General features: G+C 56.8%; 14 protein-coding genes and 2 pseudogenes. 12 read left to right on the top strand and 4 right to left on the bottom strand.

Annotated features, from left to right (window positions below):
- Window positions 1-509 precede the first annotated feature (509 nt).
- Complete coding sequence (locus GFM02_RS16405; RefSeq protein ID WP_168322186.1) at window positions 510-1,679, bottom strand: serine hydrolase domain-containing protein; 1,170 nt, start codon at window positions 1,677-1,679, stop codon at window positions 510-512.
- Between the two features lie 98 nt (window positions 1,680-1,777).
- On the opposite strand from GFM02_RS16405, the gene GFM02_RS16400 reads away from it, so the two are divergent.
- The gene (locus tag GFM02_RS16400) at window positions 1,778-2,662 is read left to right on the top strand and encodes a LysR substrate-binding domain-containing protein (RefSeq protein ID WP_168322185.1); all 885 of its coding nucleotides are present in this window, start codon (window positions 1,778-1,780) and stop codon (window positions 2,660-2,662) included.
- A 155-nt stretch (window positions 2,663-2,817) separates the two neighbouring features.
- Here GFM02_RS16400 and GFM02_RS16395 read toward each other — a convergent pair whose 3' ends face one another.
- Both GFM02_RS16395 and GFM02_RS16390 read right to left on the bottom strand, forming a co-directional pair.
- Window positions 2,818-3,975, bottom strand: a complete 1,158-nt coding sequence (locus tag GFM02_RS16395) for an ATP-binding protein (RefSeq protein WP_168322184.1) — start codon at window positions 3,973-3,975, stop codon at window positions 2,818-2,820.
- A complete protein-coding gene (locus GFM02_RS16390) occupies window positions 3,972-4,664 on the bottom strand; it encodes a response regulator (RefSeq protein WP_168322246.1) in 693 nt (230 codons plus the stop codon). Before GFM02_RS16390 ends, GFM02_RS16395 begins: the two co-directional genes overlap by 4 nt.
- Before the next feature lie 339 nt (window positions 4,665-5,003).
- On the opposite strand from GFM02_RS16390, the gene GFM02_RS16385 reads away from it, so the two are divergent.
- The 10 genes and pseudogenes from GFM02_RS16385 (at window position 5,004) to GFM02_RS16345 (ending at window position 14,078) form a co-directional block, all read left to right on the top strand.
- Window positions 5,004-6,068, top strand: a complete 1,065-nt coding sequence (locus tag GFM02_RS16385; RefSeq protein ID WP_246792266.1) for an ABC transporter substrate-binding protein — start codon at window positions 5,004-5,006, stop codon at window positions 6,066-6,068.
- A 97-nt stretch (window positions 6,069-6,165) separates the two neighbouring features.
- Window positions 6,166-6,795, top strand: coding sequence for a methyltransferase family protein (locus GFM02_RS16380; RefSeq protein WP_168322183.1), 630 nt, complete (start codon window positions 6,166-6,168; stop codon window positions 6,793-6,795).
- 160 nt (window positions 6,796-6,955) lie between these two features.
- Window positions 6,956-7,648, top strand: a complete 693-nt coding sequence (locus GFM02_RS16375; protein ID WP_168322182.1) for a DUF3313 domain-containing protein — start codon at window positions 6,956-6,958, stop codon at window positions 7,646-7,648.
- 468 nt (window positions 7,649-8,116) lie between these two features.
- Window positions 8,117-9,493 carry a peptidase S41 gene (locus GFM02_RS16370; RefSeq protein WP_168322181.1) on the top strand — a complete coding sequence of 459 codons (1,377 nt, stop codon included), beginning with the start codon at window positions 8,117-8,119 and terminating at the stop codon, window positions 9,491-9,493.
- Window positions 9,494-9,551: 58 nt separating this feature from the next.
- Window positions 9,552-9,716: pseudogene (locus tag GFM02_RS35130) on the top strand (DUF3422 family protein); the annotation flags it as partial.
- 364 nt (window positions 9,717-10,080) lie between these two features.
- Complete coding sequence (locus GFM02_RS16365) at window positions 10,081-11,514, top strand: TadE/TadG family type IV pilus assembly protein (RefSeq protein ID WP_315861011.1); 1,434 nt, start codon at window positions 10,081-10,083, stop codon at window positions 11,512-11,514.
- 3 nt (window positions 11,515-11,517) lie between these two features.
- Complete coding sequence (locus GFM02_RS16360; RefSeq protein ID WP_168322180.1) at window positions 11,518-12,036, top strand: TadE/TadG family type IV pilus assembly protein; 519 nt, start codon at window positions 11,518-11,520, stop codon at window positions 12,034-12,036.
- On the top strand, window positions 12,026-12,628 hold the full coding sequence (locus GFM02_RS16355; protein ID WP_168322179.1) for a TadE/TadG family type IV pilus assembly protein: 603 nt from the start codon (window positions 12,026-12,028) through the stop codon (window positions 12,626-12,628). Before GFM02_RS16360 ends, GFM02_RS16355 begins: the two co-directional genes overlap by 11 nt.
- Before the next feature lie 407 nt (window positions 12,629-13,035).
- Window positions 13,036-13,554, top strand: a pseudogene (locus GFM02_RS16350) (NmrA family NAD(P)-binding protein); the annotation flags it as partial.
- Entirely contained in the window at window positions 13,551-14,078 is a 528-nt protein-coding gene (locus tag GFM02_RS16345) for a nuclear transport factor 2 family protein (protein ID WP_080685823.1), read from the top strand. The pseudogene GFM02_RS16350 and the gene GFM02_RS16345, both read left to right, overlap by 4 nt.
- Window positions 14,079-14,335: 257 nt before the next feature.
- On the opposite strand, the gene GFM02_RS16340 is transcribed toward GFM02_RS16345, so the two are convergent.
- The gene (locus tag GFM02_RS16340; RefSeq protein ID WP_131642984.1) at window positions 14,336-15,247 is read right to left on the bottom strand and encodes a LysR family transcriptional regulator; all 912 of its coding nucleotides are present in this window, start codon (window positions 15,245-15,247) and stop codon (window positions 14,336-14,338) included.
- Between the two features lie 500 nt (window positions 15,248-15,747).
- On the opposite strand from GFM02_RS16340, the gene GFM02_RS16335 reads away from it, so the two are divergent.
- Window positions 15,748-17,226 carry an aldehyde dehydrogenase family protein gene (locus tag GFM02_RS16335; protein WP_205930339.1) on the top strand — a complete coding sequence of 493 codons (1,479 nt, stop codon included), beginning with the start codon at window positions 15,748-15,750 and terminating at the stop codon, window positions 17,224-17,226.
- The last annotated feature ends 19 nt before the right edge of the window (window positions 17,227-17,245 follow it).

Genomic DNA, 17,245 nt, shown 5'->3' with positions numbered 1-17,245 from the left:
CGGGCTCTACTTAAGTCGCAGTCACGTAAGCTCCGGGCGTGCCAGCGGCAGGCGAAATCGGATCGCTCGTACAAACCTTCATAGAAGAGGGACCACATCCCCCTACACGAGGGCTCCGAACAGGGCGTCACGCAGGTGTCAGCATCGATGGAGCGCCGAAGCTTGCGGCCAGGATCATGCTGCTCGATCTGATGGCCGAAACCGGTCTTCAAAACGCCGAAAGAAGCTTGCGGTCACCCTCCACACGGGAGCGGCGCGTCGCCCCGTGCTTCAGAACGAGAGCCTGCCACTGCTTGAGAAGCGGCGGTCTAAAATGCCGGCGGCGCGGAAACTGGAACATGACGGCGTCGTGGTTGGGATACGGCGAACCGGCGCCGTGCTGCGGCGCGGCGCTGGTTCAACAGGTTCGAGACGACGCTCGTCGCGTTGGGATGGGTTGAAGCGGCATCTATTTATCGCTGCGTTCTAGAATCGCTGTTTTGAGCGTCCTGGCCTTCGTTGAGGCAGTTCTACGAAAGGGGCATCGCGGCCGCCGCCGCAATGCTCTGGGCGAACCTGCCCGACATTCCCTCGTAGGCAGTGTTGGTCATCGAGATAACGGTTCTCTTCTTGGCAAAGTCGATACCCCACCAGTTGCCATAGGTTCCACCCCAGGAAACCGACCCGTTGCTCCATTGGCTACCGGTAGACGCCGGGTCGATGAGGACGGCACCCAGCCAGGAAAACCCCCACCCTGGACCCATCGCTTGGGCCTCTGCGCCGACTCTTGGCTTCCTCGCCGCTTCCCGCAGATCGTCGCCCAGGAAACTGCCGGTTCGATAGGATTCAAGCAGCGTCAGCACATCGCGGGAGCGGCCGGCCATGCCCGCTCCGCCCGAAGGCCAGGCGGTCGCGTCTCGAATACGATCCGGATCAAAGCGCACACCCGTCCCCTCGCTATAACGCTGCGGCAACTCGACGCCGACGGCCATTCGCACCGGCGCCGGTTTGCCGTCGTGATAGGGGACGGCAAGATCCTCTTCAGACCAATGAAACGCCGCGCTCAGTTGTAGCGGCCCCGATACAAGGGCGCCGATGGCGTCGTTTAGCGTCATGCCCGTGACGGCCTCGATCACGCCGCCTAGAACATCCGTCGCCAGCGAATAGCGCCAGCCTTCGCCGGGAGCCCGGTCCAGCGGCACGCTGGCGATGCGGGCTAGATTTGCATCGAGCGATCCTCGGCTCTCATCAAGACCATCCGACACCCCAGCGCGGGCATAAGGTCCATCCGCAGCCTGCTGGGAGCGGTAGTCCAGGGCGGCCGTATGCGTCATCAGATGACTGATCCTGAGGTCGGCAATCGAGCTATCGGCAAGCCGAGGCGCAAACTTCGGAAGATATTTCGTCACCTTGTCTTCCGGCGACAAACGTCCGGCTTCGATCAACTTCAGCGTGGCCATGGTTGTGAAGGCCTTTGTCACAGAGGCAAAACGGAAGGGTGTCTCGATCTGCATCTGCCTGCCCGTCTCGCGATCAGCGTGGCCCGCTGCCCGCTCGTAAACAAGCTTGCCATTTTCGGCGACCAGCACAACACAACCTGCAATGCGGCCCTCAGCAAGGGCATCCTCAATCGCAACATCAAACGCGCTCGCTAGGCTATTTTGCAGACCACGTGTCTTCGGGGCTAAATCTTCGGTCATGGGTCACTCCAGGTTACAAGGATGTTTCCTAGATATTCCACCTTGATCGTGAAGTTGAGTTAGGCCATGCTTCAAAGGCCATGAAGCAGAGATTAACGATGGGAAACGACCTTTTCTCGCTGCTGCCCACGTTTCGCATGGTCGCAACGACAGGCGGCTTTACCGCCGCCTCTGGCCGACTGGGGATAACGCCGTCTGCGGTGTCGCAGAAAATTCGGCAAATCGAATCCCTTGTCGGAACCCGGCTCTTCGAGCGGACAAGCCGCAGTGTCCGGCTGACCGAGGCGGGCCGCCGCCTTCTGCAAGATACAGACCGAGCTTTCAGCGACATCGCGGACGCACTCGACCGGGTTCGGACTGTGGAAAAGCGCCCCGCAGGCAATTTGCGGATCAACCTGTCACGGCTGGCGGCTCAGGTTTGCATCTTGCCGCGACTGGCTGCTTTCGTCCTGCACTACCCGGACATCGCAGTCGAACTGACAACAGATGATCGCTTGACCGATATCGTTGCCGGCGGTTTCGACGCCGGCATTCGATTTGCAGATACCCTGGAGATGGACATGATCGCTCGTGCCATCGGTCCAGTTCTCCGCCGCTCGGTGCTGGCCTCGCGCTCCTACCTCGAAGCCGCCGGCATCCCCCAGCATCCTAATGATCTCGCAACCCACCAGCTTATCCGCTACCGATTTCCAGCGAGCCAGCGATTGGTGCCGTTGACCTTCAATATCGACGGTCAGGTATTGCGTCTTGATCCGTCACCACGACTGGTGTTCGATGACAATCACCACTTCGACTTCGCAGTTCGCTCGGGCCTAGGGATCGCGCAACTCTTTAGAGAGACGGAAATACCTGCCATCGAGACAGGTGAATTGGTCGAACTCCTCACAGAATTTGAGCCGCGTCCCGTCCAGTTCCAGCTGTATTATCCTACACGGGATCAGTCGCCAAAACTTCGAGCATTCATTGAGTGGTTTTGTGGTTAGTTCGGATAGCACTGTGGGAAACCGTTCGTGGCCAGTTCATTCTCCGGCCGGGACAACGTGAGGTGCCTTTTCGCCCCGCTCGACGGAGGATACAATCGTGCCCCGTTTCCGAAAGCAGGGAACTTTAGGAGCAGCGCTGTTTTGCGTAGCAAGTCCTATTCTCGCTGCAGATAGATTGCGACAATCGCACCACCGCCCGTCCGATTCGCAAGCTCGAGATGTCCTCCATGAGCGACCGCGATAGCGCGCACGACCGAGAGCCCGAGCCCAGTTCCGCCAGTTGCGCGCGAGCGCGACGGATCGCCCCGCCAAAATGGATTGACCGCGACGGCCTGCATATCCTCCGGAAAGCCGGGACCACGATCGAGGACCCGGATGACGACGTTTCCATTAGGCAGCTGCTCCGTTTCGCAACGCAGCCGACCGCCGCTTCCTGCATAGCGGCAGGCGTTTTCCAAAAGGGCTACCACAGCCTGACGGATACGCGACGAGTCCGCCGATATCCAGGCCGGCTGAAGGCGGGTTTCGACCTGAAGCTTGGCTGCGTCCAACAGAGGCTTGGCTGACGCGAGAATCGCATCTACGACCAACGCAACGTCAAGTTCTTGACGCTGCATCACAAGTTTCTGGTCGATGGCCAGGGAAAGGGTGCGCAAGTCCTCGACGATTCTTGTCAATCCCTCGACCTGAAGCAAAAGATCGGAAATTGTCTTCTGCTTGATCGGGAAAACGCCATCGAGCATGCCCTGCATTGAACCCCGCAGGATCGTCAGCGGCGTGCGCAATTCATGTGCGATGGCCATGTTGTTGAAACGCAACCTTTCTTCCATGGTTTCAAGGCTCGTGGCTAGCGCATTGAAACTCTCGACAAGACTGGATATTTCACGCGTGCTGTTGGGCGATGCAGCAACGCGAGCCGAAAAGTTGCCTTCTTTAAGGGTTCTGGCCGCGGATGTAAGCTCTTCCAAAGGACTTACAATCCGGCGTGCCAGATAGATGCCGATCGTGGCGCATGTCAGAGCGGAAAACAGGCCGCAAACCACTATCGAAAGCTGAATTCTCAAATCCGTCTGCGTTTCGATATGATCGAAAAGAAGCTTGAGCGCATCCCTGTCTGGAACGACCCCCTCGTTCATGTCGCGAAAGGCGGCTGCGGCCTCCGGCGGCAGGTTTTCGGTCGTACCTTTCTCAATATAGGAAGCATACCATCCCACCCCCAGACCGGTCATGCCTACGCTGAGGACGAGCATGGTCGCAATCACCGTCGCGGTGACCGTAGCCAGTGGAAAGGTGCAGAAACTGGGCTTCCTCATTCGGGATCGAAGAAACGGTAGCCGATTCCGCGCACGGCAGGGAAAAAGCCCTTCTCCCCCAGGTCTTCAAGTTTGCGCCGGAGATTGGAGATATGCATGTCCACGGTGCGAACCAATGCATCGCTGTCAGGTAGGCAAGCGTCGAGAATATCGGCCCGCGCGAAAGCCCGGCCGGGATGGCGGATCATATGGGCGAGGATTCGGAACTCGCTTAACGTCAGCGACAGCGGTGTGCGCCGTCCACCTTTGTCGACGACGGCAGAGTAGCTGCCGAAATCCACCTCCAGGGTACGAAACCTCTGGATCGCATCGTGCCGTTCTCCGAGTGTCCGACGCAGGACCGCTTTGACCCGGGCGACGACTTCCTGCGGATTGAAGGGTTTGACGACATAGTCGTCAGCACCAAGCCGCAGGCCGCTCAAGCGATCAAGGTCATCAGCGACGGCTGTCAGCATGATGATCGGCGTTGAGCTTACCTGGCGCAGTCGGGTTAACACGGTGAATCCGTCGAGTTTGGGAATGCGTACATCCAGAAGCACGAGATCCGGCTTCAGCTGAGCATGATGCTGAAGGGCGGTTTCGCCGTCGCTGGCCCGGACGGTGCGAAAGCTCTCCCGCGACAGGTATCCTTCGAGGATTTCTGCGATTGCCGGTTCGTCCTCAACGATCAGAACCAGACTGTTGTCCAGGTCAATGCCTTGCAATTCCGTCTATTCCTTCCGCGGTAACGCTGGGAGCGGCAATATGATGGACAAGAAGAACTTCTGCAAATTCCCAACCTCGGCGCCATGACAATACCACCGATTCTGGACAATCCCTTGATCTCGTCTTGACCGTTCCTTGATCATTCAGCTGCACATCGTTGGCATGCGAACGATTGGAGACGTCGCCATGCGATTGGCATTGAATGACTTGAACCCGGTTCTGCTCGAGGAGCAACCGTTAGCTGCGATAAACCTCTCGCGGTTCGGCTCAATGAGGAGCTTATCGGAGGCGATGTCTGGAATTTCGTCGGTTGGGTCGCTCTCATGAACACGAAGCAGAAGCGGAAGAAAGTTATGTTATTTTGGACGGCGACCGCATTCTTTGGTGCGGCATCTTTGTTTTTCGCGCTTGAAGGCGCGGGAGCCGCGGCCGCCGAACAACCGAAATCGATATCGGTAATTGCGTTTCCGAGCCCTCACAACTGGCCGATCTGGGCAGCGCAAGAGAAAGGTTATTTCGATCGCAACGATATCGAGGTGATGTTGACGCCAACGCCGAACTCGGAGTTCCTGATGACCGGTCTTATCGACGGCAGGTTCGACATCGCCATGGCAGGGATCGACAATGTGATCGCCTACATGGAACGGCAGGGCGAAGCGCCGACAAAAGAGGCTCCCGACATCTTTGCCTTCATGGGCGCCGGCAATGACGGCTTTCTGCGGTTGGTAACTGTGCCGGAGGTGAAGAGCTATGCGGATCTCAGGGGAAAGCAACTTTCCGTTGATGCCGTGACGACCGGATACGCGTTCGTATTGCGCAAGTTGCTGGAGAAGGGTGGGCTGAAGTTCTCGGATGTAGAATTCGTCAGCGTCGGCGGATTGCAGGAGCGTTTCCAGGCGCTGATGGAGAAACAACACTCAGGCACGCTCCTGATCTCGCCAATGCACGCGGCCGCGCAAGCCAGAGGTTTTAATCTGCTGACTGATGCAGACGATGTTCTTGAGCACTATCAGGGCACGGTCTTCTCCGCACGGCGAAGCTGGGCAAAAGACAATGAGTTAGCGCTGGTCGGCTTTATACGCGCATATCTTGCCGCCCTTGACTGGCTCTATGAGCCGGCCAACAAGGTCGAGGCCGTGGCAATTTTGCGACGAAACATGCCGAATATGCCAGAAGCGTTTGCCGATAAAACATACCAAATCCTGCTGCACCCGGAAGAGGGTATGAACCGAACCGGCGCCCTCGATGTCGAGGGAATCAACACTGTACTGGCGTTGCGCAGCGAGTATGGCGATCCGCACAAGACGCTGACTGATGCGAAGAAGTACTACGACCTGCAATACCTGGCGAAGGCAGTTGATACGCCAAGGCGGCCGACGAATCCATAGAAGCAAAGTGCAAAGCGTCATCAGGCACCGCCGCGGCTGAGAAATCGCCGGCGGCGAGCGTCTGCGTCTTTATTTGAATGTTAAAGAACCGGAAACAATGACCACTCATACGACATCTTCGGACAGGCCTTTCAAGCAAAAGCGGCGGATCTGGATGCTGTGGGCCCTCGCCGCCGCGTTTATCGTTTTCCACCTCGTTGCCAGCCCCGGCTTCCTCCTGGAAAACCTCGCTCTGACTCTGTTCGCGCAGATAGGGACATTGTTGGTCGCGTTTGGCGTTATCGGGCGCGTCTGGTCGATCATCTATGTCGGAGGACTAAAAAATTCGGAGCTTGTGACCGAGGGGCCGTATTCGGTCACGCGCAATCCGCTCTACCTCTTTTCGCTGTTTGCGATCAGCGGTGTCTGCCTGGTGTTCGGAAGCCTGGTAGCTACGGCAACTTTCACTCTGCTCGCATATCTCGTGTTCAGATACGCGGCGAAACGCGAGGCATTGTATTTGTCTCACCTGTTCGGCGAGCGCTATGCGGAATATGCCCGTCGCACGCCGTTCTTTTGGCCTGACCTCTCAATGTTCAGGTGGGGACAGGTTCACGCCATTTCCCGAGACGCACTGCTGGTGACGACCCGGGACGCCCTGTTCATTTTCGCAATGATCCCTTTTTCCGAGTTGGTCGAATATCTCCGCGAAAGCGGCTTTCTTCCGATGGCGATTACTGTCCTCTAAAGGCGAAAAACCGAACTAAAACCCTAACCCGGCCCGCACTAACGGGGGCCGCGGATGTTCCGCCACATTTCTCTTTCGCTCGGCAACGCGATTCCAGGCGGCGAAAATTTCGCGCCTCACGCGCCGAAGCTGCTTCCTTTGTCCCAATCAGGAGTTTCTCATGCCTGCAAATTCTCCTAGTTTTATCCGAGCTGCTTTGATCGCACTGACGGCGATTTCAGCTGGCTGCGCTAGCACCGATCCGGTGGCCTACCAGGGCATCGCTTCTTCCAAACAGCTGTCTCTCAACACCCAAAATAAGGATGGAAAGGTTCCGCTGCTCTATTCTGGCGCTGGCGTGGATTTCAAGGCTTACTCCGCGATGATCGTCGAGCCGGTCGAAATTTATAGAGGTCGCGACCACCAGTTTGGAAATACAAGCGACGAGGACAAGGTCGCACTTGCCTCCTATATGAAGGACACGTTCGAAAATCGGTTGAGGTCAAAATACACATTGTCATCGATACCAGGTCCTGCCACGCTTAGGCTCAGACTCACACTGACAGGTGCGAGGACGAATGCGCCCGTCCTGGCCACAGCAGCGAAACTCTCGCCCGTAGGACTGGCGGTCAACGGCCTTCAGGCCGCCCGTGGTAAAGAAGGCACGCTCAGCGGCTCCGCTAACTACTCTGTCGAATTATACGACAGCGCCACCAACAGACTGCTCTTGGCTTACGTTTCAAAGCAGTATCCTGGTGCGCTCAATGTCGGAGCGAGTCTAGGGCCGCTTGGAGCGTCCAAGGACGGAATTCGGCTGGGCGCCGATGATTTTGTTGGAAGATTGCGGCCCACCGAGGCCACCTCGCTTCGGTGATGTGCATGAGTGTTTCTTGACTTTATTCTCGGCGCCATGGCGCTCGGCGGCAAGTGCTCTGAGGAGGGATCGCGTAGAGTCGCGGGCGTGCGGACAGAGACAGCGGACTCCTTCTGCGCCATCGGAGGCAGCCCTGCGTGCGGTCTATGAGTTGCGAGAAAGGCGACGAGGACGGCAATGCGTCCAGCCCAAACCATTGAAAAGCGCTGGCCAAGAAGAACGGCCTATGTCACTTCCTTCGCGATGCTGAAAAGCAGTGAGCGAACCGCTTTCCGCACGGGAGGAGGCGCTTCCAGATAGCTGTGTAACAAGCTCACATTCTCCGGGGCAGTGAACAATGACGGCGCGGATGGCACCGAATGGCTTTCTGGATTTCTTCGCGCACAATTGTCGCAAGCGCACAAACCCAATCGTCATGATTAATGTGGCGGCGAAGACTGCCTAAATTCGGACTAGAGGATAGAACGTATGTCTCCAGGATGGTTCGCAATCCCTCGAACTGCCGCAGTGGCCCTCACGTTAGCTGTTGCCGGTTCTGCGCAGGCGGCTGACGCTATTTTGACGCCGGCCCAGATGCGGGAAGATCTTGCCTTTTTAAAAGAGAAATGGGCTCCGCTGGATAAAAGCTTCAGCGACAGCCAGAGGGTGGCGTTCGGCCGGCATCTCGATGAGACCGCCTCTGCGGCGGAAGATCTAGAGCCGGAAGAGTTCGCGCTCGAAGTGATGAAAGCCGTGGCCATCGCGCGCAACGGACACACCAACGCCAATGTCGGGACGTTGCTTGGCGCCGACCTTCCAGTACGCGTGTGGTCGTTTTCCGATGGGCTTTATATCGTCAAGACTCACCCCGATTTCGAATGGTTGCTTGGCGCACGGATCGACGGAATCGGCTCCCTAACCACGCAGGAAGCGCTGGACCGGGTGCGCGCCTACCTTCCCGGCACGGACCAGCGGATTCGTTTTCTCTCCCCCGGCTACCTGGTTGCGCCCGCCGTCCTTGAGCAGATCGGCGCCGTCGACGGCACAGACCACGTTCCGTTGACCTTGCAGTTTGACGATGGACGGACGGAGATCGTCGAGCTTGGGCCTACCAAAGGCGAAGATCCCGGCGATGAGCGCAAGGCAAGCCTGAACAGGGGCTATTCCGTGCTTATTCCCGACGATCCAGACTTGCCAGGACGCTGGCGCCATCTGCTTGACGGCCATAAAGACCTGCCGCCGATCTATGGCAAGCGCAGTGACGTGAAGGCGCGCTTCCTTGATGATTCCAGGAAGGTGCTCTACATCCGCAACGACACGGCAAGAAGCATCGACGAAACGTCCCTGCCGGACAAGTTCGCCGGCGTTGTCCTCGACAAAATCCTGCCGATGCAGCCCAAGCACATCATCGTCGACCTCCGCCTGAACAATGGCGGCGACTTCTTCAACACGATCCTGTTTTCCCGGGCGATACCTCGACTTGTGCCGCGCGACGGACGTGTGTTCGTGCTTGTCGGGAGGGCAACCTTCTCTGCCGGCATAACGACCGCGGCCATGCTTAAGGGAGAGGGAGGCGACAAGGTCACTCTAATCGGCGAACCGATGGGGGATGGCGGCCAGTTCTGGTCCGAGGGCAAGTATGTCAAGTTGCCGAACTCCCAGATCGCCGTTCGCTACAGCCACCAATTTCATGATTACGAGACCGGCTGCTTTGACGTCGGCGACTGCTATTGGGCGACAGTCGCCTTCGGCCCGCGGGGTATCTCGATTGCGCCGGAAACCACAGTTGAGCTGAGTTTCAGGGCTTATGCGCAGGGGCGAGACCCTGTCCAGGAGAAAGTCCTGGACTTGGCCGGCAGGCACTAAAGCGATCCCCACCGATGCGATCAGAACGCTTGGGCGCCCAAGGAGGGGCAGCCCTTTAGTTAGCTACTACTTGCTGAGCTTGCTGAAATTTATATATGAGACAGCAGACCACGCAGGCTTCCATTTCGATCCGGTGATCAAGCTTGTCGCTATTCCGGTGGTTGTGGGATCTGTTGTGATCACGATCCTCCGAGTCAAGCATGCCCTTAAAGCAGAGAGCTAGATTGTAGCGCAGCCCGACCCCGGGACACTTGATCAATCAACGCAGCTCTTCTGTATCTCAGCAAGGGCTTCTGCCGGGCGGTAGTTTTCCTACCGCCCCGCCGCGTTGTGTTGCTGCATCAAGCTGCACTGAAGGATTTATTTGATGAAGCTTGCTCTTGCGGAGATACGAACCGCAGGCCCGTGATGTCATTGGTGCCACGTACTTGCCCGTCATCACAGCCGTGAGACTGAGTACCAATGATGGACTCAATCGACTTGCCTCAAAACGCTGATTGCTCGAGCGAGGATTTCACAAAGCCTATCAAAGGGTGCTGATTGGATTAACGTCAAATAAACCGGGCTCCCGCAAGATGAGGAATGGCGTGATCGGCACGGCATGGGTATCGGCCCAGGGCCGCAGTTGCAAATTTGCGGCTTTTGGAACGCAGATCATGATCAGAATACCTTCGTTCATATCGCAAAAGTGGTGGCCTTTCTGCAATGATCGGACCGGTAACATCGCCCTGTCTTTTGCGCTGTTGCTTGTCCCGCTGATCGGTGCTGTCGGCGCCAGCCTTGACTATGTTCGTGCGTACAACACTCGTTCGAAAATGCAGTCCGACTTGGATACTGCTCTCCTTGCTGCCATTAAAAGCGTTGGCTCGGTCGATGAGGCGGCCCTGCAAAAGCGTGTCGAGCAATGGTTTGCGGCCCAAACGGACCTCAGTGCTGCAGCCTATCAAGTGGCAGACATCGGGGTCGACGTCACGAACGTCACTATAACCGCGACAGCGCGATCAGCCGTCCCCACAACGCTGATGCAAGTTCTCGGCGTAAGAAATGTTGACGTCAGCGTGTCATCGACCGTGCAAGGCCCCGGCCAAGCCTATATGAACGTTTATGTCGTATTGGATAAATCGGCGTCTATGCTGTTGGCGGCGACGGCGCAAGGACAGAGTACAATGCTTTCGTCCCCGGCCAAATGCGCTTTCGCTTGCCACACGGCAGAAGGGACGACCTTTAAATACAAAACCAAGACATACAGCAACGTTTACGACCTCTCGTTAGCAATGGGTATCAAGCTTCGTGCCGATGTGTCTGTCTCGGCAGTAGGCGAGATTCTCAATCTGGTCGCGGTTTCAGATCCGAAGGAGGAACGCATTAAGGTTGGCCTCTACACGCTCGGGCAAACGACTAAAGAAGTTCTCGGTCCAGCCCTTTCGATATCCTCCGCGCGCAAACTTCTGACCTCAAACTCGAGCGGCCTCACGAGCTCAACATCGGAAGCCGGAACATACTTCGATACCTCGCTCGCCTCACTTGGGAAACTCGTTGGTAACGGTGGAGACGGAAAGACGGCGGGCAACCCAAAGAAATTGGTCCTCCTGCTGACGGACGGCATCCAGTCTGAACGAAACTGGGTTCTCCAGAGCAACTCGGGCATTCGTTTTCCAAGCTCGGCAAGCATATTGCAGACCGTCGTGACGCCACTCAACTCAAAGTGGTGCCAATCCATCAAGGATCAAAACGTTTCCTTTGGCGTGCTCTATACGGAATATCTGCCGATGACGTGGGATTGGGGCTATAACGCCACGGTCGGCAAAACCATGAACAGTAGCAGCTTCGCGTCGGTCTGGAACGGTACCATTGCTAGCGGGGGAGGCGCCAAAACCCGACTTGAATACATTCCGGTCGCTCTGAAAGAGTGCGCATCAGCCAAGGATCTTTTCCTGCACGCCGAATCCGAAGACGAGATCAAAGCAGGGCTTTCCGAGCTCTTCAAGCAGTATCTGTCCAAAGTGCGGCTCGCGAGCTAAGTCATGAAGCGCTTTGCGAAATCAATCCTGCATACTGCTGACGGCGCAGCGGCGGTCGAGTTCAGCTTGCTCGTCTTTCCGTTCTTCGTCATCATTTTCGGCATTCTCGACGTTGCGCTGATGTTCTTCGTCGATGGCTCGCTCGACTCCGCACTTCATATGGCGGCGCGTGATGTTCGCACAGGGCGGGCCTCGATTGAGAAATGGAATCTCGCTAGTTTCAAACAGGAGGTGTGCGGCGGCATGGCGCTCGCCTTCGACTGCGGCAACAGCCTGCTCATTGTCACAAAGGTCATGGACGACTTTTCGGCGGTGACGTTCACGTCGGCGGTCAGTAACCGTGCGCTCTCGATCAACGAGAGTTTCGCTGGCGGGGCGCCGGGCGACTACGTTATGATTCAAGCATTCCTTCCCTGGCCCAGTTGGTTATCATCGATGGGCGTCGATACGGCGCATCTGGCGGATGGACGCTATGTTCTCTCAGCATCGGCCCTGTTTCGCAATGAACCCTATGAAAACTGATCATGCTTGCGGCGTGCCGCCGAGGCCCATCGAAAAGCGATCGTTGCGGATCGGCCTTCAAGGTTGCCTGCGCGATAAACGAGGGCAGTCGGGCATCGAGTTCGCACTCCTCCTACCGCTGATGTTACTTTTGATCGCCGCGACGATCGATCTGGGTCAGGCATTGATGATCCGCCGTAAGATTAACCAGATAGCCGCAATAACGGGTGATATCATCTCCCAGGAAGACTCGTGGGTATCTTCCGATGTGACGACGGTGCTCAAAGGGGGAGCTTCAACCCTCAGCCCGTTTGATGCGACGGACCTCAAGATTGTCGTGAGCGTTTTGGATATCGACGCGGTCGGGAACGGCAAGGTCAACTGGTCGAGAGGTTTTCAGACCGAGGCACTAGCCGCTGGCGCCGCATGGCCTCAACCCATCCCTGCCAGCGTTGTCGAGAGCGGTGTACAGATGGTCGTGACTCGCGTTGACTACAACGTCAAGTCTGCTCTCACCGGCCTGCTGACCGCTTTAACCGGGATAGAAATTTACAGTTTCACCGGAACGTCTATAGCGCGCCCGCGCGTCGGTGACAGTGTGAAAGTAAAATAGCGCGATACAGGCAAGCCCCGCGAGGCGGCAGAGTTGAAAATCAGCGCCGGTTGGCCACCGAAAAGCTGACCAGCAATTTTTGCCGTCTTCAGCGGCCCGAACTGCTAAATGCAGCGTCCAATGGAGAGTTGCACCAGCGCCCTGGTTACGGTTAAGGGGTAGCGAAACGATCAATCCGGCGAAGGATGAACGGTGGCCCGCGGCGCGGACAACGACCAACGCTGGGGGCGGCCGGCGCCGCGGCGGCTTCTGCAAACGGTTTCACTTCAACATCGTCCCGCCCACTCTTCGATCAACATCACAAATGCGTCCGAAAACGGAATAGTAATATATTTGCGGAACATCGTTCCCGTCTTTTCGTTATGCCTCCATGTCCCAAACGTCCAAAACAATCACAGCGGCAAACCCTGCCAATTGCACACTCGTTCGTCTCTCTCGCCTTTTTCTATACGAACCTGCTGGAATATTACGTACCGCAGATGGAAGGCGACACGCTCCTCATGCCGATCTACCTCCCTGGGGACTTCCGCGCGCCGTTCGTCGATCCTATGACGGCAACGGGACCGGCCGTCCTTTCTGTGCTGTCCGACTTGGAGACATTCAAAGGAAAGACCCTTCCAATCGTCGGCGACATCATTTCGCCGCGTGAGATGGTCGAAACTTTCCAGCACGTGACCGGCATCAAGGCAGAATACCGTAGCGCTTTCAAGCGCGAAGAACTGCTGAAATACTTTCCGGCATTCGGCGCCAATGAGCTTCTTGTCGATGAACTGATCGGCATGGTCGAATTTGCGGTCGAGTACGGCTACTTCGACAAGGAACACGATCTGGAATGGAGCCGCCTCTTGAATCCGGAGACGCTTTCCTGGGAGCAGTTTCTGAAGTCGTCCGACTGGCGCGGCGACAGGAAGCAGTTCGGCCTTTGAACCAGTCCGCCGGGGCCGACAACCGCCGGAATACGGTCACGCAGTTGTCGACGTCGAAATGGCACAGGCTGGCTTATCGCGTCACGCGAAGCGCATTCAGCCGCAACAACAATGGTGAAAACGATATGAGCGTTGAAGACAACAAGCGCATCGTGCGCGAGTTTTGTAATCACTTTAAGACATCAAATGCTGATGGTCTAATTGATGGCATGACAGAGGACGCAACTTGGTGGGTCAATGGAAAGCCGCACCTGTTTCCGTCGGCCGGGACAAAGACGAAAACGGAAGCTGCAAGCATGTTCCGCAACATGTTTACGGCCTATTCGAACGGTCTTGATATGAAAGTCATCAACCTGATCGGCGAAGGAGATAGCATCGCTGCTGAGGCGCGATCGCAGGCAACCACGAAGTCCGGCAAGATCTACGAGAACGAATACTTTATTCTGTTCAAGATCCGCGATGGAAAGATTGCGAGCGTAAGGGAATACACCGACCTTATGCATGTCCAAGAAACCTTCGGCTAAGGCCATTGCGACCAAGCCCGCTTCGCTTTGAGCGCCGCGCAGCGGACGGAACCGGCTCGACGCTAATCGGCCTTCTATCAGAAATCGCTCATTCTGCCCGTTGGCGCCGCGATGCGCATCGCTGGTCTTGAACGGATACGACCTTCGGCTCCTGCGCTTCTGCTATTAAGTGGCTTGAATTAAAAAGCATTTCCCATGAGACCGATCCTAAACAGCAAACCGTCCCATAGCAGTGGACAGAAGTCTTGGGTGCCGACTCAATAAAGCTTTTGGGAAACGCGCTCGGCCATGAAATCAATGAAGGCGCGAACTTTGGGCGCTCGTGCCGACATAGGGGGCCAGACGAGCGAAACGCTGCCACGTTCGTCCGTGTAATCTGCGAGGACAGCTTGAAGCCGTCCCGCCGCAATGTCTTCGCTTACGAGATAGCTCGGCGCCTGAATAATCCCCAAGCCACCCAGTGCGGCGGATGCAAGTGCCTCGCCGTCATTTAAAACGACAGAGGGCTTGATTGGCGTTAGTTGGAGTGAATTTTTGAACGCCCAAACTTCCGGGCGACCGGTGGTTGGAAAACGATAAAAAACACAGCAGTGATTATGGAGATCTGACGGAGTTTGCGGGGTGCCGCGGTGTGCAAGATATTCCGGCGAGGCGCACGTTATGAATGTGTGTGGTCCGATCCTCCGTGCGCGTAACGTCGAATCGTCCAGCTCACCTAGCCGCAGCACCACGTCATACCCACCATTGATAATATCAACCTTGACGTCATCGAGGCTGATCTCGGTCGTCACATCTGGAAAGCGGATGCGAAAATCGAGGAGCGCCGGCATGATGATCTTGCGACCTAAGACTGTGGGCACACTCACCTTAATGCGGCCTCGGGGTGCCTTTTGAACCAAGTGAAGCTCTTGCTCAGCGTCATGCAGTTCTTTCAATATGCGGGCGACGTATCGATATAGAATGTCGCCTTCCCCGGTCACGGCTAGCGATCTGGTCGTACGGTTCAGCAATCGCAGGCCTAGACGCGCCTCAAGTCGCTCCACCGCCTTTCCCACGGCCGATGCAGACAGACCAAGCTTCCTTCCCGCAGCCGCAAAACTTCCGGTTTCGACGGCGACTGAAAACGCGACGAGGCCGCTAAGGGATTCTATCGAGACGATTGAAGACATTATGTCCGGTATGATGCGACGAAGACCCCCATTCCGTCAACAGCCGTGATTCTCCAATATCAACAGCAACTGTTCGCGCAGACCGCTACTAGAACGTCGAGCTAAGCATTGGGAGGAAGTAATCATGTCTCACACTCATGCACGTGTCCCCCGTCGTTGATCATTCAACGCGCCGGGTAAAGGATCAAGCAAGCAATGACAGGATTGCGGCAGGTAATATTCGAACGCCTGAAAACGACTGCGATGGTGTGGCTCGCCGTCTACCCAAGCGTCCTTCTGATTGTTTGGATTGTAGGCGACTGCATGCAGGATTGGCCAATGCCGCTGCGAGTACTGGGCGCAACGCTCATGGTTGTGCCAATTGTCACCAACGTTAGCCAACCCGCAGTCAGGACAATTGTCGGCAAAATCGAACAGGTAATGGTGCAGTGGCAATCACGTAACCGGCTCTAGCCTCGTCCTTTCCGGACGGATACTCGAAAGCGGAAGGATCCACAGATATGACGATGCCCCTCGACAACATACCGAGCCGCAAAGCCTTCAATTGGATCAGCGGATCTCAATGCCAAGAAGGTCAGTTGAAACAGTCAATAGACCCAGCGACTTATAACGTAATCGGCCACTACCCCGACTACGGCCTTGAGGCAGCGAAATTTGCGGTGGCAGCAGCCTCTAAAGCCTTTCGCGAAACAATGTGGGCGCATGATCATGAATTACGGGCTGGTGTGCTCGACCAACTAGCGTGCGCCTTCGAACGCAATCGCGACAGACTACTCGAAATTCTGTCGTTGGAGAACGGCAAGGTAAAGGCTGAAGCTGCATTCGAGCTGGACATGGTTGCGAGCAAACTCCGCTACTCGGCAGCCACTGCCCTGGTCGAAGGTGGACGGGCATTGACACCAAAGCCCGGGAGCATCTCCGTGATCCTTCGGCAACCGATGGGAGTCGCGGCGGTCATTGCACCTTGGAACTCTCCGGTTATTCTGACGATCCGATCACTCGCCCCAGCGCTCGCTGCTGGTTGCACCACCGTCATCAAACTCCCGGCACAAGTCGCACAGACGGCAAGCGTCATGGCCGAGATTATGGCGGAAGCAGAGGATCTTCCGAATGGCGTGATCAATCTGTTTTTCGAAAGCGGTCCTGAGGGCTCCGCTTATCTCGTGGACTCGCCGGAGGTTCCAGTCGTCAGTTTCACCGGATCTACCCGTACCGGCCGAGCCATTAGCAGCGCCGGCGCGAGATACCTCAAACGTTTCGGAATGGAGCTCGGCGGCAAGACGCCGATGATCGTCTTTGACGATGCAGACCTTGATGCCGCCTTGCCGGCACTGGAAAAGGCGCTGACTGTCTTCAGCGGTCAGTTCTGCATGACGGGGTCCCGCTTGCTCGTGCAGGATGGAAAATATGAGGCCGTGCGCAACGGCTTGGCGGAGAGATTGCGCAACGTCAAGGTTGGCCCCGCCGCCGACCCCTCCAGCGATATGGGCCCGCTGATCGACCGCGCTAACGTTGCGCGGGTCGATGGTGTGGTCGAGGCCGCTATCGCAGCCGGCGCGAAGGTCGTCGAGCGGGGCGGACCCATCAATGTGGGTCCCCTTGCAAACGGCGCTTTCTTCCGCCCGGCCCTTCTGGAAGTCTCCGACAACAGTCTTGCTATCGTACAGGAGGAGACTTTTGGCCCAGTGCTGACGATTCAGCGGTTCTCTGACGAGGCGGAAGCGATCCGTCTTGCCAACGACAATGAGTACGGACTGTCAGCCAGCATCTGGACACGCGATGTAGATCGATCCTTGCGCGTCGCGCAGGCGCTCGAAGCGGGCTCGGTGTGGATCAATGACTGGGCGAAGGTCTACGACGGTACCGAGGAGGGCGGATTCAAGCAGTCTGGCGTTGGCCGCTTGAACGGTCTGGCCGCGCTGGACGATTTCATCGAACACAAGCACATCGCGCTCAAGCCGGGGTTGGCGCAACGCTGACACCTCAATTCCCAAAGTC

This window comes from Rhizobium leguminosarum bv. viciae (genome assembly GCF_012276115.1).
Taxonomy (GTDB): Bacteria; Pseudomonadota; Alphaproteobacteria; order Rhizobiales; family Rhizobiaceae; genus Rhizobium; species Rhizobium leguminosarum_T.
Note: the sequence above shows the minus strand (reverse complement) of the source record. Positions and strands in the feature narration are given on the sequence as shown.